Source organism: Pseudomonas guariconensis (genome assembly GCF_040822035.1).
Lineage (GTDB): Bacteria > Pseudomonadota > Gammaproteobacteria > Pseudomonadales > Pseudomonadaceae > Aquipseudomonas > Aquipseudomonas guariconensis.
Window position 1 is genome coordinate 4738416 of sequence record NZ_CP162012.1, and the last position, 20992, is coordinate 4759407.

15 protein-coding genes and 1 tRNA gene are annotated in these 20992 nt (G+C 63.2%); 4 read left to right on the forward strand and 12 right to left on the reverse strand.

Annotated features, from left to right (window positions below; translation table 11 throughout):
• Positions 1-90 precede the first annotated feature (90 nt).
• Positions 91-903: a helix-turn-helix transcriptional regulator gene (locus AB1N67_RS22010; protein ID WP_043210254.1), complete on the reverse strand. Its 813-nt coding sequence runs from the start codon at positions 901-903 to the stop codon at positions 91-93.
• Positions 904-1078: 175 nt separating this feature from the next.
• Here AB1N67_RS22010 and AB1N67_RS22015 point away from each other — a divergent pair, with 175 nt between their 5' ends.
• Together AB1N67_RS22015 and AB1N67_RS22020 are read left to right on the forward strand one after the other, a co-directional pair.
• Positions 1079-2521: a sodium:alanine symporter family protein gene (locus AB1N67_RS22015; RefSeq protein ID WP_043210256.1), complete on the forward strand. Its 1443-nt coding sequence runs from the start codon at positions 1079-1081 to the stop codon at positions 2519-2521.
• A 70-nt stretch (positions 2522-2591) separates the two neighbouring features.
• Positions 2592-3581 (forward strand): asparaginase, encoded by a 990-nt coding sequence (locus AB1N67_RS22020; protein ID WP_090346916.1) that lies wholly within the window; start codon positions 2592-2594, stop codon positions 3579-3581.
• A 74-nt stretch (positions 3582-3655) separates the two neighbouring features.
• Here AB1N67_RS22020 and AB1N67_RS22025 read toward each other — a convergent pair.
• From AB1N67_RS22025 to AB1N67_RS22060, 8 genes are all read right to left on the reverse strand, one after another.
• A tRNA-Sec gene (locus AB1N67_RS22025) sits at positions 3656-3751 on the reverse strand.
• Positions 3752-3757: 6 nt separating this feature from the next.
• Positions 3758-5680 (reverse strand): selenocysteine-specific translation elongation factor, encoded by a 1923-nt coding sequence (gene selB / locus AB1N67_RS22030; RefSeq protein ID WP_367863385.1) that lies wholly within the window; start codon positions 5678-5680, stop codon positions 3758-3760.
• Complete coding sequence (gene selA, locus AB1N67_RS22035; protein ID WP_090346914.1) at positions 5677-7104, reverse strand: L-seryl-tRNA(Sec) selenium transferase; 1428 nt, start codon at positions 7102-7104, stop codon at positions 5677-5679. Before selA ends, selB begins: the two co-directional genes overlap by 4 nt.
• Before the next feature lie 97 nt (positions 7105-7201).
• The gene (gene fdhE, locus AB1N67_RS22040) at positions 7202-8122 is read right to left on the reverse strand and encodes a formate dehydrogenase accessory protein FdhE (RefSeq protein WP_043210263.1); all 921 of its coding nucleotides are present in this window, start codon (positions 8120-8122) and stop codon (positions 7202-7204) included.
• 4 nt (positions 8123-8126) lie between these two features.
• Entirely contained in the window at positions 8127-8783 is a 657-nt protein-coding gene (locus AB1N67_RS22045) for a formate dehydrogenase subunit gamma (protein WP_367863386.1), read from the reverse strand.
• Positions 8780-9730: a formate dehydrogenase subunit beta gene (fdxH, locus tag AB1N67_RS22050; RefSeq protein WP_043210267.1), complete on the reverse strand. Its 951-nt coding sequence runs from the start codon at positions 9728-9730 to the stop codon at positions 8780-8782. The genes AB1N67_RS22045 and fdxH overlap by 4 nt, the downstream gene beginning before the upstream one ends.
• Positions 9730-12798 carry a formate dehydrogenase-N subunit alpha gene (gene fdnG, locus AB1N67_RS22055; RefSeq protein WP_367863387.1) on the reverse strand — a complete coding sequence of 1023 codons (3069 nt, stop codon included), beginning with the start codon at positions 12796-12798 and terminating at the stop codon, positions 9730-9732. Before fdnG ends, fdxH begins: the two co-directional genes overlap by 1 nt.
• Positions 12799-12963: 165 nt before the next feature.
• Positions 12964-13734, reverse strand: a complete 771-nt coding sequence (locus AB1N67_RS22060; RefSeq protein WP_367863388.1) for an SDR family NAD(P)-dependent oxidoreductase — start codon at positions 13732-13734, stop codon at positions 12964-12966.
• Positions 13735-14007: 273 nt separating this feature from the next.
• Here AB1N67_RS22060 and AB1N67_RS22065 point away from each other — a divergent pair, with 273 nt between their 5' ends.
• Positions 14008-15390, forward strand: coding sequence for a PLP-dependent aminotransferase family protein (locus AB1N67_RS22065; RefSeq protein WP_182816577.1), 1383 nt, complete (start codon positions 14008-14010; stop codon positions 15388-15390).
• Between the two features lie 84 nt (positions 15391-15474).
• Here the strand turns inward: AB1N67_RS22065 and AB1N67_RS22070 are convergent, their stop codons facing one another.
• Positions 15475-16020: a single-stranded DNA-binding protein gene (locus AB1N67_RS22070; RefSeq protein WP_043210277.1), complete on the reverse strand. Its 546-nt coding sequence runs from the start codon at positions 16018-16020 to the stop codon at positions 15475-15477.
• A 9-nt stretch (positions 16021-16029) separates the two neighbouring features.
• Complete coding sequence (locus AB1N67_RS22075; protein WP_043210280.1) at positions 16030-17424, reverse strand: MFS transporter; 1395 nt, start codon at positions 17422-17424, stop codon at positions 16030-16032.
• Between the two features lie 129 nt (positions 17425-17553).
• Between AB1N67_RS22075 and uvrA the strand changes: the two genes are divergently transcribed.
• On the forward strand, positions 17554-20388 hold the full coding sequence (gene uvrA, locus AB1N67_RS22080; protein WP_043210283.1) for an excinuclease ABC subunit UvrA: 2835 nt from the start codon (positions 17554-17556) through the stop codon (positions 20386-20388).
• 72 nt (positions 20389-20460) lie between these two features.
• Here uvrA and bfr read toward each other — a convergent pair whose 3' ends face one another.
• Positions 20461-20925, reverse strand: coding sequence for a bacterioferritin (bfr, locus tag AB1N67_RS22085; RefSeq protein WP_028690240.1), 465 nt, complete (start codon positions 20923-20925; stop codon positions 20461-20463).
• Positions 20926-20992: the final 67 nt, after the last annotated feature.

A 20992-nucleotide genomic window follows, 5' to 3' on the forward strand; every position in this document is an offset into this window, starting at 1 on the left:
CCAACCACAGCACATGCCTGGGCGCGACAGGACATCCGGCGTCGATGACGAATTGCCAAGCAGCGCGGCGCATGCGTCGCGGGACCGCGCTCACTCGATCTCGAACAAGCCGTTGCTGATCGGCCCTGCCTTCAGGCGCTCGCGTACGTCGTCATCGATGCGCGGGTCGTCCGGGCGGTACAGCCTCACCTGGCGGTAGGCGTTGATGCGGTTGATCTCCTCGCCCAGGTACTCCCATACCACGCGGGTACAGGCCGGGTTGCGCCGATCCCCACTGGAGACTCCGGTCTTCAAACCGTTGAGCCGGGTGATGCGGCTCTTGAAGCTGGGGATGAGCACGGTCTGGCTCATCTCGTTGAGCGTCAGTGATTCGTAGTCGATCAGAAAGACCCGGTCCTGCAACTGGAAGGCTGCGCCGAGGTAGCGGCAACGTACCTCTGCATGCAGATCGGTGGCACTGGAGCGCTCCTGTCGCTCCTGGCGCTCGAACAGAAAGCTGCCGCGCTCCTCCCACAGGTGCACCAGCGACACCAGAATCGAGCCTGGGACCGACATGCAGTTGGAATATTCGAAGTAATAGCCGCAATAACGCGACAGATTGCCCGCATGGGCATGCAGCGGCTTGAACAGCTCGCTGATCGGGTCGTTCTGCGGTCCGGATTCGGCCGACAGATTGCGAGCCCCGATCAGGCGGGCGAACTGCTCGGGCGGCAGACCCAATTCGTATTCCTCGACACCGAAGAAGTCGCCGATGCGCTTGAGGTTGTAAGCCGTCGGACGGCTCTGGCCGCTGAGGTACTTGTTGAACTGCGCGCGGTTGATCGAAAGCTGTCGGCAAACCTCTGAAATAGAGCGGTAATGACTGCACGCCAGTTTGAGATTGATAGCGAAATGATCGCCCATGAGAAGGGTCCAGATGATGCGAGTGGTGCAAGTTTAGCATCAAGTCGCATCAAGTCAGAGCAACACGCGAAATTGTAACCGTTGTTGTCATGGCCAACCATGCGCCCCCAATAGCGGTGCGCCTGCCGCCCGCTGGTCTTTCCACACGAACAATAAGAATCGAGGTCATTTTTCAATGCTCGAAGCACTCAACGATTTCCTTTCCGGGAAACTCCTCATCGTGCTGATCGTCGGACTCGGCGGTTACTTCACCATCCGTTCTCGGTTCGTCCAGTTCCGTCATTTCGGCCACATGTTCGGGGTCTTCAAGGAATCCCTCCGCGGCCAGGCAGGCCAACTGAGCTCGTTCCAGGCCCTGATGCTGAGCCTTGCCGGCCGTGTAGGCGCCGGTAACATCGCGGGCGTCGGCATCGCCGTGACCCTCGGTGGCCCAGGCGCCGTGTTCTGGATGTGGGTCACCGCGCTGGTGGGCATGTCCAGCAGCTTCTTCGAATGCACCCTGGCCCAGGTCTACAAGCGCGCCGACGGCGACGGCCTGTACCGAGGCGGCCCGGCGTACTACATCCAGCACGGCCTGAAGCTCAAAAGCATGGCGATCGTGTTCTCGATCCTGCTGCTGGTCACCTACGGCTTCGCCTTCATCGGCCTGCAGTCGTACACCGTGACCCACTCGCTGCAGAACGCCTTTGCCTTCGATCCAAAGCACACCGGCATCGTCCTGGCCGTGCTGCTGGCCATTACCTTCATCGGCGGCATCAAGCGCATCGCCGCGGTGTCGGACCTGCTGGTCCCGATCAAGACCCTGGCCTACATCGGCGTGACCCTGTACGTGATCGGCACCCAGATCGAACACGTCCCCGCCATGCTGGAAACCATCTTCAAGAGCGCCTTCGGCCTCGACCCTGCGTTCGGCGGCCTGCTCGGCAGCGCCATCGTCATGGGTGTGAAGCGTGGCGTGTTCGCCAACGAAGCGGGCCTGGGCAGTGCGCCGAACGTCGCCGCCGTGGCCGCCGTGAAGCACCCGGGCGCCCAGGGCGTGGTCCAGGCCTTCAGCGTGTTCCTCGATACCTTCGTGATCTGCACCTGCACCGCGCTGCTGATCCTGCTGTCGGGCTTCTACACCCCGGGCTTCGAAGGTGATGGCATCGTCCTGACCCAGAACTCGCTGGCCGCCGTGGTCGGTGACTGGGGCCGTCTGTTCGTCAGCATCGCCCTGTCGCTGTTCGTCTTCACCTGCATCCTCTACAACTACTACCTGGGCGAGAACAGCCTGCAGTTCCTCAGCCGCAACCGCGTGGTGCTGATGATCTTCCGCGGCCTGGTACTGGCGCTGGTGGTATGGGGCTCGATGCAAGACCTGTCGACCGTGTTCGCCTTCGCCGACATCACCATGACCTGCCTGGCGTTCGTCAACCTGATCGCTCTGGCCCTGCTATTCAAGGTCGGTCTGCGCGTGATGCGCGACTACGACGAACAGCGCCGCGCGGGCATCGACCAGCCGGTGTTCGACTCCAGCAAGTTCGCTGACCTGGACCTGGACCGCAACGCCTGGCCGGCCAATCCTCAGGCTGAAACCGCCGCTGACAAAGCCGTCGCCCAAGCTCAGCCACAGCGCTGATATCCTCTGCTGCCCAGCCGCCCCGTCCGGGGCGGCTTTCCTTCTCCGCTCATCGCTACGGATGCTTTCCATGCGTGCAGTCAAGAATCTTCTCGTCCTCTATACCGGTGGCACCATCGGCATGCTGCAGACCCCTGAGGGCCTGGCGCCGGCCAGCGGCTTCGAGGCGCGAATGCGCGAGCACCTGGCGCTGCACGCCGTGGCGCCCCGCCTTCAGTGGTCGCTGCGCGAACTCGACCCATTGATCGACAGCGCCAACATGCAACAGGCCAACTGGCTGGCCATGCGCGATGCCATCGTCGAGGCGGTGGAACACGACGGCCATGACGGTGTGCTGGTGCTGCATGGCACCGATACCCTGGCCTACAGCGCGGCGGCATTGTCGTTCCTGCTGCTGGGCTTGCCTGTACCGGTGTTGCTGACCGGCTCGATGCTGCCGGCCGGTGCGCCGGACAGCGACGCCTGGGACAACCTGCTTGGCGCCCTGAATTTGTTCGAAAGCGGCCTGGGCAATGGCGTGCAGTTGTACTTCCATGGCCAATTGCTGCATGGCTGCCGGGCCTCGAAGCTGCGCAGCGAAGCCTTCGATGCCTTCGCAGCTCTGCCCCGCCACCGCGAAGGCGAGCGCGCCACGGCGATCCCGCCGACACTGGATTATCGCCAACGCCGCCAGCCGGTGCGCCTTGCGGTGCTGCCGGTCGTGCCTGGCCTGCAGGCCGGCTTCGTGCAGGCGATGCTCGCTACCGGCGTGCAGGGTCTGGTGCTGGAATGCTATGGCAGCGGCACCGGCCCTTCGGATGACCAGGCGCTGCTGGACGCGCTGCACGAAGCCCGCACAGGCGGGGTAATGATCGTTGCGATCAGCCAGTGCCCTGAAGGTTCGGTGGTGTTCGATACTTATGCCGCTGGCAGCCGCCTGCGCGATACCGGGTTGGTCAGCGGCGGCGGCATGACCCGCGAGGCGGCGCTGGGCAAGCTGTTCGCACTGCTGGGCGCAGGGCTGGATGTGCAGGCGGCAGAACACTGGTTTGCCCTGGACCTGTGCGGTGAGCGGGCCTGAAGGTCGCCCAGACTGACGCATTCGCGGCGGTTCGACGCCTCGATAAACCCGCTCCCCAGAGGTTCTCGGAGAAATGGCGGAAGGCAGCGGGAGTCGAACCTGCCCGGGAACGGATGCCGTCCCCAACCGGGTTTGAAGCCCGGCCGCGCCACCGGGCGCGATTGCCTTCCTTGTAGTCAGTGCCTGGTCTGCTGCTCGGCCAGTGCACTGTCGGCTCGGATGTAACGCTGGTCGGCGACCCTCCGGGTCAGGCCGATTCGGTCGAAGTATTCGAGGATCTGAACACTGCGTTTGCGACCGATGCCCAACATATCGCGAAACGCGGCCACCTGCACTATCGGCGTACTGGCCGACAGCTGCAACAGCATGTCTGCCATGCGCCGGACAGTCGCTTCAGGGTAAAAAAGATCGCGCACCACCTGGTGCACCAGCCCCAGCCGCGCCAGCTTGCGCAGCAACAGGCGCACGTCGGCTTCATCGCGTCCTTGCGCCGCGGCCAACGTCCTGACCCAGGGCGGATCGTACTCCCCCCTCGACAACTCAGGCTCCAGCAGCGCCCACAAGACAGCGTCGGCGTCGCTCAATTGCACTTTATGTTCCGGCAGATGCAACCACGGCCCGCTACTGACGACTACGCCGGCTTCGAGCAACGCCTCCAGCAAACTGACGAACGCCGAACGCTCCATGGGCAACGCGGCGAACCTGCGCAGGCGGTCGCGATCCGGCCCCAGCTGGTCAGGCTCCTGCTCATGGAACAGCGCCAACTGCATCGTGATCCGCTCTTTCAGCGCTTGCCAGTGGTGCCTGGCGAATAGCAATGGCCCTTGCCGCGTGGCGATGACCTGGACCGTTTCAGGTAATGCCCAGGTTTCGCGCTGTCGGTTGAACTGACGCTCCAAGCGTTGCGGATCCAGCCCGCCAGGAGCGGCATCGAGCAAGGCCGGCAAGGCCTGCTCCAAGGCCTGGGCCTCGCTCAGAGCCTGCAACTGCCGCAGGCGCATTTCACTTCGCCGCTGCCGACTCGGGGCAAAGGGGTCGAGCACACGCCCACCGCCCAAGGTACGTTGGGCGCGCTGATCCCTGAGCACCAGCCGATCGCCATGCACCGCCTGCAAAGGTGCGTTGAGCAGCAACTGGGCGAACATCCGTTGGCCTGCCTGCAGTTTCTCCCCCTCAAGCAACGCGACACGCGCCGTGACATCCTGAGTGCCCAGATGCACGTGCACGGCGCTGAAATGCTCGAAGGTACGCGTCTCGCTGGGCAATAACGTGAGATCGATATCCACCCGCATGCTGGGTGCATGCAGCCAGTCCGGTACCAGCCAGTCGCCCCGATGGATCTGCTCCAGCGCCAGGCGCTCGGCGTGGAGGTTAAGCGCCACTCGCTGGCCGGCCTGGGCCACCAACGCGGCCTGGTTCTGCGCGTGCAGCCCGCGCACCCGTACCGGCTTGCCGGCCTTGCCCAGCAGCAAGGTATCGCCCGCGCTGACCTGCCCGGCCAAGGCGGTGCCGGTGACCACGACGCCGGCGCCGGCCACGGCAAACGCCCGATCCACGGCCAGACGGAAACCGCCGCGTGCGCTGCGTTGACCTACAGTGTGTTCAGCGTCCAGCAGCGCCTGGCGCAACGCCTCGACGCCCTCCCCGGTGACGCTGGACAACGGGAACTGCTTCGCCTGCGCATAGGGTCCGGGCGCCAGCAGCGCCGACACCTGAGCCTGGACCTGCGTCACCCTCTGCGGCTCGACCCGGTCGCACTTGCTGATCGCCACCAAGGCCTGGGGGATGCCCAGCAGCTCGATGATCGCCAGGTGCTCACGGGTCTGCGGCATGACGCCGTCGTCCGCGGCCACCACCAGCAACACCAGGTCGATGCCATGGGCACCGGCGAGCATGTTGTGGATGAAGCGCTCGTGTCCGGGGACGTCGATGAAACCCGTCAAGGGCGCCCCCTCGGCCAGCGCAGCATAGCGGTAGCCGAGATCGATGGTCATGCCCCGGGCGCGCTCTTCCTGGCGATGGTCACCGGCCTGGCCGGTCAGGGCCTGGAGCAATGCAGTCTTGCCATGATCGATATGGCCGGCGGTGCCGACGATCACTGGACCGGCCCCAGGCGCAGTGCTGGCAGTTGCGCCAGCCAGTGGGCCTCATCGTCGAGCTGACGCAGGTCGAGCCACAGGGCGTCGTCGTCGATGCGTCCGAGCACCGGCACCGGCAGATCGCGCAAGGCGCGCTCCAGCACGTGCAAACTGCGCCCACGCAGCTTCTTCGACACCTGCGGACGCAGGCACAGGGCGGCGCTGGGCAGACGCGCCACCGGCTGGCTACCACTGCCGATCATGCCCAAGGCCGGCTCGACGCTCACGGTCCATTGCGCCCCCAGGCAGGTTGCGAGTGCCGGAGCCAGGCGCTCGGCCTGGGCCGCAATCTCTTCCTGAGGGCGAGTCAACAGGCGCAGGCTGGGCAAGCGCTCGGCCAGCCGATCCGGATTGCGGTACAGCGCCAGCACGGCCTCCAGCGCGGCCAAGGTGATCTTGTCGACCCGCAGAGCGCGCTTGAGGGGGTTCTTCTTGATCTTGGCGATCAGCTCCTTGCGCCCGACGATGATGCCGGCCTGGGGTCCACCGAGCAGCTTGTCGCCGCTGAAGGTGACGATGTCGGCGCCGTCGGCCAGGGCCTGGCGCACCGTGGGCTCAGCCGGCAGGCCCCAGCGGGTGAGGTCGAGCAGGCTGCCGCTGCCCAGGTCCTCCAGCAGAGGCAAACCATGGGCGTGGGCGATGGCTGCCAGCTCGGCGGTCGATACCTGGGTGGTGAAGCCTTGGATGCTGTAGTTGCTGCAATGCACCCGCATCAGCAAGCCGGTACGCGGGTTGATCGCACCTTCGTAGTCACGGGCGTGGGTGCGGTTGGTGGTGCCGACCTCATGCAGGCGGACACCAGCGCGGGCCATGATGTCGGGGATACGGAAGGCGCCGCCGATTTCGATCAGCTCGCCCCGGGAGATGACGCCCTCCTTGCGCGCGCCCAGGCTGTTGAGTGCCAGCAGCACGGCAGCGGCATTGTTGTTGACCACCGTCACGGCCTCGGCCCCGGTGAGCTCGCGGATCAAACCTTCAATCAGGTCGTCGCGATCACCACGTTTGCCGGTGGCAAGGTCGAACTCCAGGTTCAGCGGGTGGCGCGCGGCGATCTGCATGGCCTCCACTGCCTCCTCAGGCAACAGCGCTCGGCCCAGGTTGGTGTGCAGCACCGTGCCGGTAAGGTTGAAAACACGGCGGACCTGGCTGCGCTGCTGGATGGCCAGGCGTTCGCCGGCGCGGCCATTGAGGACATCCGGCGCCAGCTCGACTGCACTCATCTGGCCAAGGCGAGCGGGTTCGCGCAGATCGCCAAGCAGCTGACGCAGGGTGGCTAGTACGGCCTCGCGGCCATGGCGCTCGATCAGCGGCTCGCAGGTTCGGTGGCGTAGCAGGGTGTCGATGGACGGCAGGCGTGGGGTGCCGCTGGCGGGGCTCGAGGACATGCAGTACTACCTTAAACTGATCCTTAGTCTGTTGTGCCCTGCTAGCGGGCTTACCCGCGAACAGGGCAACTCGATGTTGCAGTGTAGACACTCTCCTCTATCCCGGCGCCAGCATCAGGTTCGGCGCCAGCCGCTGGAAGCCCTCCTCGTCCAGGCGGATATCCAGCGCCAGGCTCGCCAGGTCATCGGCCAGCGGCTCGGCCGCAGCGTCGTTCTCCAAGTAGCTCTGCTTTAGGTAACGCTGGCATCCAGGGCAGCATTCGGCGCGCAGTGGCGCTTTGCCTGGCGCGTGCCGGTCATCCTCGAGGTTGGTGTAACGCAAGTCCTTGCTCGATTCGCAGTACACGCACTTGACCCGCACCACATGCCACTCGCAGGCACACAGTGAACAGACCAGGTATCGCAGGCCATTGTGCTTGCCGCGGTTGCGCACCACCCCAGCCATGGCCGGTGATCCACAGGCCGGACATTGGGCCAGGCTGTCGGCGGGCTTGAGTTCAGCCTCCGGCAGCGCCAGCAGCCAATAGGACCAGGCCGCCTGCAGCGCAGCGCCGATAAAGGGCACCAGAGCCGCCGGCACGGCATCGTACTGGCCGGCCAGCAGGGCAATGGCCCAGCCTTTGCGCTGACTGTCGTCGCTTTCCCGCAAGGTCCGCAGCGCCTCGCCCAAGGGCCCGTCGGACGCCTCATCGAAGCGCTCGAGCAGCGCCTGCAGCCAAGCCAGCCAAGACCCCTCGCGTACCAGGCTGTCGGCTGCCAGCGGCGGCAAGCCATGACTTATGCACAGGCGCTGGCGCTCGTGCGCCACCGGCAAGTCACCGGGCGGGTTATCCACAAGCTGCTGCTGGAGGCGGCACAACCGCGCGACCAGCATCAGGTACTGGCCAAGGGCATTGCCCTCGGCCAGGTGCTCCAGGCGCTCGGCGCGCCGTTCGAACAGGTTGGCGGGCGGCAGGTTCAGAAACGGCGGCGCCACGGCCGACGCTTCGATCTGCCCGGGTTCAAGTATCGTGCTCAAGCGCTCATCCTTCTTTTCTGCCGTGATTGCCCGGAGTCTTGTCGCCGGTCACGTCGCGATACCACAACTCATGGTGCTTGCGTGCCCAAGCGCGGCTGACCGAGCCATGCAGCATGGCGCCTACCGAGCCTTTGATCCAGATGCCGGCATAGATATGCACGATGATGCTGAGGATCAGCACGAACGCCGCCAGCGCATGAAGCAAGGTCGCCAGGCGAATCGCTCCGATGTTGAAGTATTGGCTGAACCAGGCGCGCCAGATCACCACGCCACTGACCAGTAGCACCAGCATGCACAGCAGCAGGGTCCAGAACAGCAGCTTTTGCCCAGCGTTGTACTTGCCGATCGGAGGTACGCCCTCCTCCTCGTTGCGCATCACCCGGTCGATACGGCGCAGCCACAAACGATCATTGGCAGTGATGAAGTTGGCTCGCCAGAACCGCAGTACCAGCCCCAGGAAGAACACGAACATCGCCACGCCCAGGAATGGGTGCAGGATGCGCGTCCACGGACCACCGCCGAACAGATGGCTGAGCCAGAACAGCGCCGGATGGAACAGTGCCAGCCCCGACAGCCCGGCCATCACGAACAGAATCGCGACGACCCAGTGGTTGCTGCGCTCGTTGGCGTTGTAGCGCAGGATCGGTTTGTTGTCGCTCATGGCCGCGGCCCCCCTTGCCCACCCGGCTTGGTCGGATCATAGACATGCACCGACGGGTCCACCTGATGCACGCTGTCATCGGCAGGCGCCAGGGCGTCGTCCTCCTCGACCCGCTGCGGGCCGACCCGCACATAGTGGAAGAACCCCGCCAGCACTGCCGCGCCCATCGCCAGCAGCGCCAGCGGTTTGCTGATGCCTTTCCACAACCCCACCAACGGGCTGATTACCGGCGCATCCGGCAGCCCGGCGTACAACTTGGGCGTGTCGGCGTGGTGCAGCACATACATCACGTGGGTACCGCCGACGCCATCCGGGTCATACAGCCCGGCCTTGTCGAAGCCCCGGGACTTCAAGTCGACGATGCGCTCGGCGGCATGCACCTTCATTTCATCCTTGCTGCCGAAGACGATCGCCCCGGTCGGGCAGGTCTTCACGCAGGCCGGTTCCAAGCCCACGGCCACGCGGTCGGAACACAGGCTGCATTTGTAGGCCTTGTGGTCTTTCTGCGAAATCCGCGGGATGTTGAACGGGCAGCCGGTGATGCAATAACCGCAGCCGATGCAGTGGTCCTGGTTGAAGTCGACGATGCCGTTGGCGTGCTTGATGATCGCCCCCGGGCTCGGACAGGCCTTCAGGCAACCTGGCTCGGCGCAGTGCATGCAGCCGTCCTTGCGAATCAGCCACTCCAGGTTGCCATCGTCGCGTTCGTGCTCGGTGAAGCGCATCAGGGTCCAGGTTTCGGCGGTCAGGTCCTGGGGGTTGTCGTAAGTGCCATGGTTGTGGCCGACCTCGTCACGCAGTTCGTTCCACTCCGAGCACGCCACCTGGCAGGCCTTGCAGCCGATGCACTTGGTAGTGTCGATCAGCTTGGCGACTTCCTGCTGCTGGCGCACCGAAGGCGGTACGGTCGTGGTGGCCGAGCGGGCGATGATGTCTTGCTGGGCCATTAGATTTTCTCCACGTTGACGAGGAACGACTTGGACTCCGGCGTTTGGGTATTGCCATCACCCAGGAACGGCACCAGGGTGTTGGTCAGGTAGCCGTGCCGGGTGATGCCGGTGAAGCCCCAGTGCAGCGGAATGCCAATTTGGTGAACGGTCTGGTTGTTGACCTTCAGCGGACGGATCCGCTTGGTCACCACCGCCACCGCCTCGATATGCCCGCGCTTGGAGCTGACCCGCACCCGGTCGCCCGCCTTGATGCCTTTCTCGTTGGCCAGTACCTCGCCGATCTCGACGAACTGCTCGGGCTGGGCGATGGCGTTGAGGCGGCAGTGCTTGCTCCAGAAGTGGAAGTGCTCGGTCAGTCGGTAGGTGGTCGCCGCGTAAGGGAACTCGTCGGCCTTGCCCAGGGTGTCCCATACCGAGTCGAACACGCGCCCGGCCGGGTTGCTGATGGCCTTCTTGTTCTGCGGGTTGAGCGGGTTGATGCCGATGGGCGTCTCGAACGGCTCGTAGTGCTCGGGGAACGGCCCCTCGGCCATCTTGTCGATGGCGAAGAACCGCGCTACCCCCTCGGGGTTCATGATGAACGGGTTCATCCCCGCTTCCGGCGGCGAGTCGACCTTGAAGTCCGGCACGTCGGTCCCCGTCCAGGCCTTGCCGTTCCACCACACCAGGCGTTTTTTCTCCGGATCCCAAGGCTTGCCTTGCGGGTCGCTGGAGGCGCGGTTGTAGAGGATGCGGCGGTTGGCCGGCCAGGCCCAGGCCCAGTTCTGCACCTGATGCATGCCGTAAGGGTCGCTGTTGTCGCGCCGGGCCATCTGGTTGCCCTGCTCGGTCCAACTACCGGCGAAGATCCAGCAGCCGGACGCCGTACTGCCGTCGTCCTTGAGCTGGCCGAAGCCTGCCAGTTGCTGGCCAGCCTTGAGCGTGGCACCGGTAGGGTCGGTGAAGTCGCTGACCGCCCAGCCGTTCATTTCCTTGGCCAACTCCTCAGGCGAAGGCTCTTCGGGAATCTTGTAAGGCCAGTTGATGTTGAGCAGCGGATCAGGATACGCACCGCCCTCGGTCTTGTAGCGATGACGCAAGCGCAGGAACAGCTCGCTCATGATCTGCACATCGGTGCGGGTCTCGCCCGGCCCATCGGCGCCCTTCCAGTGCCACTGCAACCAGCGACTGCTGTTGACCAGCGAGCCATCCTCCTCGGCAAAACAGGTGGTGGGCAGGCGGATCACTTCGGTCTGGATATTGGCGGTATCGACGTCGTTGAAGGGCCCGGCATTGCGCCAGAACTCGGACGTCTCGGTGGCCAGCGGATCCATCACGACCAGCCACTTGAGCTTGGCCAGCGCAGCGGTGACGCGGTTCTTGTCCGGCAACGCGGCGATCGGATTGAAGCCCTGGCAGAAGTAGCCGTTGACCTTGCCCTGGCTCATCATCTCGAACATGCGCAGCACGTCGTAGGAGCCCACATCGAGCTTGGGCAGCCAGTCATAGCCCCAGTGGTTCTCGGCGGTAGCGTTGGGGCCGTACCAGGCCTTCATGAGGCTGACATGGAACTTGCCGTAGTTCTGCCAGTAGGACAACTGCCCTGGGCGTAGCGGTTTGGAGGCGCGCTTGTCGATGAAGGCGGCGTAGTCCTTCTCGGCATCGCCGGGCAGGGTGAGGTAACCGGGCAGCGAGTTGGACAGCAGCCCCAGGTCGGTCAGGCCCTGGATGTTGGAGTGACCGCGCAGGGCGTTGACCCCGCCCCCCGGCATGCCGACGTTGCCCAGCAGCAGCTGGACCATGGCCGCGCTACGGATGATCTGTGCACCGATCGAATGCTGCGTCCAGCCCAGTGCATACAGGATCGTCATGGTCTTGCCCGGCTGCGAGCAGGTGGCGATCTCTTCCCAGACCTTCATCATGGCGTCCTGGGGCATGCCGCAGGTCATGCTCGCCACTTCCGGGGTGTAGCGGCTGTAATGCTGCTTCATCAACTGGTAGACGCAACGCGGGTGCTGCAAGGTCGGATCGACTTTGGCAAAACCATCCTCGCCCAACTCATAGCCCCAGCCGGACTTGTCGGCGTAGATGCGTTTATCCGCATCATAGCCACTGAACAGCCCGTCCTCGAAGCCATAGCCTTCTTTGACGATGAACGACACGTCAGTGTAGTTGCGCACGTATTCGTGCTGGATCTTGTCGTTGCTCAGCAGGTAGTTGATCAACCCGCCCATGAAGGCGATGTCGGTTCCGGTACGGATCGGCGCGTAATAGTCCGCCACCGAGGCGGTACGCGTGAACCGCGGGTCGACCACGATCAGCCGCGCCTTGTTGTGCGCCTTGGCCTCGGTCACCCACTTGAAGCCGCACGGGTGCGCTTCTGCTGCGTTGCCACCCATCACCAGGACCAGATTCGCATTGGCGATATCGGACCAGTGATTGGTCATGGCACCACGGCCGTACGTCGGGGCAAGACTTGCCACCGTCGGGCCGTGTCAGACACGCGCTTGGTTATCGAACCCCAGAACACCCAATGAACGAATGACCTTATGCGTCAGATAGCCAGCTTCGCTGGAAGCGGCGGACGCTGCGAGAAAGCCCACGCTGAGCCAACGGTTGACCGTCTGCCCTTGGGCGTTCTTCTCGATAAAGTTGGCGTCGCGGTCCTTTTTCACGAGATCGGCGATGCGATCGAGCGCCTCGTCCCAGCTGATCCGGGTCCACTCCTTGCTGCCAGGCTTGCGAACTTCGGGGTATTGCAGGCGGTTCGGGCTGTGGATGAAGTCCAGCAGGCCCGCACCTTTCGGGCACAAGGTCCCGCGGTTGACCGGATGGTCCGCATCGCCCTCGATGTGGATGATGTTCTGTTTGACGTTCTTGCCCGCATCGCCCTGGCTGTACATGATCAGGCCGCAGCCGACCGAGCAGTAGGGGCAGGTGTTACGGGTTTCTTTGGTGTGCGCCAGCTTGAAGTGGCGCACCTGCTCGGCGAACGCGGGGGTCGGGGCCATGCCCAACGCCGCAAGGCTCGAGCCTCCAAGGCCGATCGCGGCGACCTTGAAAAACTGCCGACGGTTGAGGTCCATCGTGCACTCCTGATCAGGTTCTGGACGTCGGGACATCGCCGACGCCTCAAGGACTTCACGGTGGCGGCCAACGGATGGCCACCAACCCTAACTCTAGCCAAGAATCCTGAATACGCGATGACATGGCTCAAAGGACTGTTTCATCAGTGAAACAGCCCTTGCCCCTCACGCCTGCGCGGTACGAGGCAGATTACGCACCACGTTCAGCCCCGCGCTGCTTTGCGCCACCGGCATGATCTCGATGGTGTTGATGTTCACATGCGCCGGTTGGGCTGCGATCCAGGCTACGGTGGCGGCGATGTCCTCGGGCAGAAGCGCCTCGACGTCGCGGTACAGCGCTTCCACGGCGTCCAGGTCGCCCTTGAGTCGAACCACCGAGAAGTCGGTACCCGAACACAGGCCCGGCTCGATGTTGCTCACCCGTACCCGGGTGCCGGCGAGGTCGGCGCGCAGGTTGAGGCTGAACTGTCGGACGAATGCCTTGCTGGCGCCATACACGTTACCGCCCGGGTACGGATAGGTGCCGGCGATGGAGCCGATATTGACGATCAGGCCGCTGTCGGCCTCGACCATGCGGGGGAGGATTTTATGTGTGACCATCGTCAGGCCGGTGATGTTGGTGTCGATCATCCGCTGCCAGTTCTCGGCACTGGCCTGCTGCGCCCGATCAATGCCCAGCGCCAGCCCGGCATTGTTGACCAGCACATCGATGTTCAACGAGGCCTTGCCCATCCACTCGACAGCCGCGTCCACCGAGGCCGGATCAGTGACATCCAGCGCCAGCGGGATGAACGAGTCGCCCAGTTCGCTCTCGAGCTCCTTGAGTTTGTCCATGCGCCGAGCGCCACCGATGACCCGGTAGCCCTCTGCGACCAGCGTACGGCAGATGGCGCGGCCAAAGCCTGCGGAAGCGCCAGTTACAAATGCGGTTTTCATAAGGATCTCCAGAGGTCGAACATCAGGTCAGGTGCTTGTTACGGCGAGATTACATCGATCCAATGATGGTAATCAGGAAAATATCATCGATTCAATTACTTTATTTCCTTGATCTTACCAATTCGCACAACCCTTTGATTGATAAGTAATTATTGTCTGTATATGCGAAATCAAGTGACTTCATGTAATGGACTTGGGGAGTAATTCACCTTGATTACACCCCTATTGCATTCATGCTAGGCTTGCCCGCTCACCCTATACTGGTGCCATTTCATGTGGGTTCCTCATTACAGCGCCCTGACGCAACCGGTTTACCTGATGATCGCCGATGCCCTTGAACAGGACATTGCCAGCGGGAAGCTGGTAGCCGGCGACCGATTGCCGACGCTCAAGGACTTGGCCGAGCGCCTGAGCGTGACGCCAGGCACCATTGGCCGGGCTTATGATGAGGCGGCCAAGCGGGGTCTGGTGATCGGCGAAGTAGGACGCGGCACCTTTGTACGCGCCTCAAAAGCCCCTGCTGCCCCGGCAACTCGCAGCACGGGCATCAGCAATGAAAACGGCCAGATCGATTTGTCGATCATCAAGCCAAACGACGCCCACATGACACAGTGGTTGCGCGGCTCGCTCCACGAGCTGGCCGACGCCGCCGACCTGATCCAGGCGCTCGATTACGTCACCGACGGTGGTCATGCCGTCCACAAGGAAGCGGGCGCGGCCTGGATCAGGCGCTGGCTGCCGGATGCCAGCTGGCAGCAGGTGGTCTTGACCTCCGGCGCCCAGCACGGCCTGCTGGTCGCCCTCAGCAGCCTGTCGAAAACCGACGATGTGATTCTGTGCGAATCCTTCTGCTACCCCGGTATCATTTCCTTGGCCCACAGCCTGGGCCGGCGCCTTCAGGGCGTGGCCGTGGATGAGCATGGCCTGATTCCTGAGGCGCTGCGCGCCGCCTGCCTCGAGCATCGCCCTACCCTGCTGGTTTGTGTAACTACACACCAGAACCCGACCAACTCGATCATGCCCCACGCCCGGCGTGAGGCCATCGCCGCTATTGCCCGCGAGTTCGACCTGGTCATCATCGATGACGACATCTACGGATTCCTGGCGCCGACGTCCAGCTACAAGCCCCTGGCCGCCTATGCACCGGAGCGTTCCATTTACCTGACCAGCCTGTCCAAGAGCGTGTTGCCGGCGCTGCGCATCGGTTATCTGTATGCACCGCCACACATGTTGTCGCGCTTGTCCTCGATGGTGCGCAGCAGCGTCTGGATGCCCTCGCCCTTGATGGCCCAGCTCGCCAGCAACTTGATCAACAGCGGCAGGGCGGACCAACTGTTAAGAACCCAGCAGGAGGAAGCCGCCGCACGCCAGCAGATGGCCAAGAACATCCTCGGCAAGTACTCGATCCGCAGCCAACCCCACAGTTTCCATCTCTGGCTCGAACTCCCAGCCCCTTGGACCAGCGATGAATTCGCCCACCTGGCACGCAGCAACGGCGTAACTGTCGTCAGCGGTAGCCAGTTCCTGCCTCAACGCAGCGACGCGCCCAACGGCGTGCGCATTGCGCTGATGGCCCCCACCCGGGACGAGCTCGCTTTTGCGCTGACCAAACTGGCCAGCTTGCTGGACTCACCAGAGCCACGGTTGTTCTATTGACCCCGTTTTAGAGCGCGCATGAAAAAGCCGCAGCCAGTTGCCTGGCTGCGGCTTTTTTTCGAGTACTGATCGGGCAGCGATCCGTTAGAACGGAATATCGTCGTCGAAGCTGTCGAAGTCAGCGGCCGGTTGCGGAGCTGGCTGCTGTGGCGCAGGACGCTGTGGAGCCTGCTGTGGACGCGGAGCCTGCTGGCGTGGCGCCTGGTTGTACTGCTGCTGGCCACCACCTTGGTTGTAGTTGCCACCACCTTGGTTGTATGGGTCGCCGCCCTGTTGCTGGTTCTGCGGACGACCGCCCAGCAGCTGCATGGTGCCCTGCATGTCGACGATGATTTCGGTGGTGTAGCGCTTGATGCCGTCTTTTTCCCACTCGCGGGTCTGCAGCTTGCCCTCGATGTACACCTGGGAACCTTTGCGCAGGTATTCGCCAGCGATTTCGGCGACTTTGCCGAACATGGCAACACGGTGCCACTCGGTGCGCTCGACTTTCTGGCCGGACTGCTTGTCGGTCCACTGCTCGCTGGTGGCCAGGCTCAGGTTGGTCACGGCGTTACCGTTGGGCAGGTAGCGGACTTCGGGATCCTGACCGCAAGTGCCGACCAGAATGACTTTGTTAACCCCACGGGCCATAACGTTCTCCTAGGCTTCGCACGCCGAAGACGCTGGGTTCACCAGACGCTCAAGGGTCGCACGGTCCAAAATTTTCGTATCCAGTTTGATATAGACGGCGGCTTCTTCCGCCACCACTACGGCGTCGGTCACACCCGGCACAGCCAGCAGGCGCTCGGTCAGCCCGGCTTCCCGGACACCTTCAGGCGACAGCGGCATGCGCAGGCTGGTTACATACGGCGGCTCGTTCATGCTCAATGCCGTGGCCAACCAGATGGCGCACAGCCCTGCGCAACCGAGGAACACCATGCCCAGACCACCGTGCTGGAACAACCAGCCACCGATGATTCCTCCCAGTGCGGCGCCTAGGAACTGACTGGTGGAATATACCCCCATGGCCGTCCCTTTGCCGCCTGCGGGCGACACTTTGCTCACCAGCGAAGGCAGCGATGCCTCCAGCAGGTTGAATGCCGTAAAGAATACCACGGTGCCGATCACCAGTCCGCGCAAGTTGTCAGCCCACTGCCAGAAGAACACCTCGACCATCAGCAGCACACTGACCGCGCCGAGCAACACCCGTTTCATCTTGCGCTTCTTCTCGCCATAGATGATGAAGGGGATCATTGCAAAAAATGAAACGAGCAACGCGGTCAGGTACACCCACCAATGCTGCTCTTTCGGCAGGCCGCCACGCTCGACGAAGGCCAAGGGCAGCGCGACGAAGCTGGCCATGAGGATGGCGTGGAGGATGAAGATGCTCACATCCAGGCGCAGAAGGTCCGGATGACGCAGCGTCGGGCCGAGCGCCTTGCGGGCCACGCCCGACTCTCGGTGCTGCAGGGCACTGTGTGCGCTAGGCACGACGAAGGCGATGAGCACGATACCCACCAGGGCAAGTCCTGCCGTGGCAAGGAACAATCCTGACAGGCCGAAGGCACGAGTCAGCAACGGGCCGACGACCATGGCAACCGCGAACGACAGGCCGATGCTCATGCCGATCATGGCCATTGCTTTGGTGCGGTGCTGTTCACGGGTCAGGTCGGACAACAGCGCCATGACGGCGGCCGAAATCGCCCCGGCACCTTGCAGGATGCGACCGGCGATCACGCCCCAGATGGAGTCCGCCTGGGCCGCCAGCAAACTGCCGAGCGCAAACACCACCAATCCGAGGTAAATGACCGGACGGCGGCCGATGCGATCGGAAATCATCCCGAACGGGATCTGCAAGACAGCCTGAGTCAGGCCATAGGCCCCGATGGCCAGGCCAATCAGCGCCGGCGTGGCACCGGCCAGGTCCATGCCGTAGGTCGCCAGCACCGGCAGGACCATGAACATGCCCAGCATACGAAAGGCAAAGACCAGGGCCAGGCCGCCAGCAGCGCGGGTTTCGCTGCCACTCATGCGCTCGTTGTGCGTGTCGTGCATGGAATAACCTCGTGTGAACCGGCGGCGATTCTATCAGTCCGACAGCGTAACAGCATCTACGCGACGCTTTGCCGCGTACTGGCAGCGCGCCTTATACTCCCTTGTTTATGCCCGCCGAGCGAGGCCGCAGTGGACAAGATCCTGATTCGTGGGGCACGTACCCACAACCTGAAGAACATCGACCTGACCCTGCCCCGGGACAAGCTGATCGTGATCACCGGCTTGTCCGGCTCCGGCAAGTCGTCCCTGGCGTTCGATACCCTCTACGCCGAGGGCCAGCGGCGCTATGTGGAATCCCTGTCGGCCTATGCCCGGCAGTTCCTGTCGATGATGGAAAAACCTGACGTCGATACCATCGAAGGCCTGTCGCCGGCCATCTCCATCGAACAGAAATCGACCTCCCACAACCCACGCTCCACTGTCGGCACCATCACCGAGATCTACGATTACCTGCGCCTGCTCTATGCCCGCGTCGGCACGCCACGCTGCCCGGACCACGACATTCCGCTGGAGGCGCAAACGATCAGCCAGATGGTCGACCTAGTGCTCGAGCGCCCGGAAGGCACCAAACTGATGCTGCTGGCGCCGGTAGTGCGCGAACGCAAGGGCGAGCATCTGGCGGTGTTCGACGAACTGCGCGCCCAGGGGTTCGTGCGCGCCCGAGTCAACGGCAAGCTCTACGAGCTGGACGAGCTGCCCAAGCTGGATAAACAGAAAAAGCACAGCATCGATGTGGTGGTGGACCGCTTCAAGGTCCGCGAAGACTTGCAGCAGCGCCTGGCGGAGTCGTTCGAAACGGCCTTGAAGCTGGCCGACGGCATCGCCTTGGTAGCGCCTATGGACGACGAGACAGGAGAAGAGATGATCTTCTCCGCGCGCTTCGCCTGCCCGGTGTGCGGGCATGCCATCAGCGAGCTCGAGCCGAAGCTGTTCTCCTTCAACAACCCGGCCGGCGCTTGCCCGACCTGCGACGGCCTGGGGGTCAAGCAGTTCTTCGACACCAAGCGCCTGGTCAACACTGAACTGACCCTGGCCGAGGGCGCCATTCGTGGCTGGGATCGGCGCAACGTCTATTACTTCCAGATGCTCGGCTCCCTGGCGGCACACTACGGTTTCAGTCTCGAACTGCCATTCGGTGAGCTGTCGGCCGAGCACCAGAAAGTCATTCTGCACGGCAGTGGCAAGCAAAGCGTCGACTTCAAGTACCTCAACGACCGTGGCGACATCGTCAAGCGCTCGCACCCGTTCGAGGGCATCGTGCCCAACCTGGAGCGGCGTTACCGCGAGACCGAATCAGCCACTGTGCGCGAAGAGCTGGCCAAGTACCTGGGCACCCAACCCTGCCCGGACTGCCGCGGCACTCGCCTGCGTCGTGAAGCGCGTCACGTGTGGGTGGGCGAGAAGACCTTGCCGGCCGTCACCAACCTACCGATCGGCGAAGCCAGCGACTACTTCAGCGACCTGACCCTGACAGGCCGACGCGGCGAAATCGCGGCGAAGATCCTCAAGGAGATTTGCGAGCGACTGCAGTTCCTGGTCAACGTCGGCCTCGACTACCTCACCTTGGACCGCAGCGCCGAGACCCTCTCCGGCGGCGAAGCCCAGCGCATCCGCCTGGCCAGCCAGATCGGCGCTGGCCTGGTGGGGGTGATGTACATTCTCGACGAACCCTCCATTGGCCTGCACCAGCGCGACAACGACCGCTTGCTGGCGACCCTCAATCACCTGCGGGACCTTGGCAATACCGTGATTGTGGTGGAGCACGACGAGGACGCGATCCGTCTAGCCGACTATGTGGTGGACATCGGCCCTGGCGCGGGCGTGCACGGAGGGAAGATCGTCGCGGAAGGCTCGCCTGAGGAAGTCATGGCTCACCCCGACTCGCTCACAGGCAAATACCTGTCCGGGCGCAAGAAAATCGTCGTGCCGGCCAAGCGCACCCCCCGCGACAAGAAGCTTGCCCTCAAGCTCAAAGGCGCCCGCGGGAACAACCTGCAAAACGTTGATCTCGAAGTGCCGATCGGCCTGCTGACCTGCGTCACCGGGGTTTCCGGCTCGGGCAAATCGACACTGATCAACAATACTCTGTTCCCACTGGCGGCCACGGCCCTCAATGGCGCCAGCAGCCTGGAAGCGGCTGCTCATACCAGCCTCGACGGCCTGCAACACCTGGACAAGGTGGTCGATATCGACCAGAGCCCTATCGGCCGCACGCCGCGCTCCAACCCGGCGACCTACACCGGTATCTTCACCCCGATCCGCGAGCTGTTCGCCGGCGTGCCGGAGTCGCGCGCCCGCGGCTATGGCCCAGGGCGCTTCTCGTTCAACGTCAAGGGTGGTCGCTGCGAAGCCTGCCAGGGCGATGGTCTGATCAAGGTGGAAATGCATTTCCTGCCGGACATCTATGTGCCGTGCGATGTGTGCAAGAGCAAGCGCTACAACCGCGAGACGCTGGAGATCAAGTACAAGGGCAAGAACATCCACGAGGTCCTGGAAATGACCATCGAGGACGCCCGTGAATTCTTCGACGCGGTCCCCGCCCTGGCGCGCAAGCTGCAAACGCTGATGGATGTCGGGCTTTCCTACATCAAGCTCGGGCAATCGGCTACAACGCTATCCGGCGGCGAAGCGCAGCGGGTCAAGCTGTCCCGAGAGCTGTCCAAGCGCGACACCGGCAAGACGCTCTACATCCTCGACGAGCCGACCACGGGCCTGCACTTCGCTGACATCCAGCAACTGCTCGATGTGCTGCACCGCTTGCGCGATCACGGCAACACCGTGGTGGTGATCGAGCACAACCTGGATGTGATCAAGACCGCCGACTGGCTTGTGGACCTTGGTCCGGAGGGAGGCTCGAAGGGCGGGCAAATCATCGCCTGCGGTACGCCTGAAGAACTGGCCGAGATGAAACAGTCCTATACCGGCCATTACCTCAAGCCGCTGCTGGAGCGTGACCGAGTGTGATGAAAAAAGCCCCTGGCATGTTGATGCCAGGGGCTTTGCTTGGCGCCACCTCCTCGCGGAAGGCGTGGGGCATTACATCTGCGACTGCAGGTAGTTCTCCAGGCCGATCGCTTTGATCAGGCCTTGCTGTTTCTCCAGCCAATAGGTGTGATCTTCTTCAGTATCGGCCAGTTGCGCACGCAGAATGTCGCGACTGATGTAGTCCTTGTGCAGCTCGCACAATTCGATGCCTTTGCACAGTGCGGCACGCACCTTGTACTCGAGCTTCAAATCGGCCTCGATCATCTCCGGCACGGTGCTGCCGACCTCCAGATCGTCGGCGCGCATGTCGGGCGTACCTTCGAGCATGAGGATCCGACGCATCAGAGCATCGGCGTGCTGCGTCTCCTCTTCCATCTCGTGGTTGATTCGCTCGTAGAGCTTGGTCAGGCCCCAATCTTCATACATGCGAGAGTGGATGAAGTATTGATCGCGTGCTGCCAGTTCGCCCTTCAGCAACGTGACGAGGTAGTTGATTACGTCCGGGTGACCTTGCATCGCCCTGCTTCTCCCTGTGAAAACGGCTTATGGCTCATAGTTTGAACCAGGATTTGTCTACGGTCAC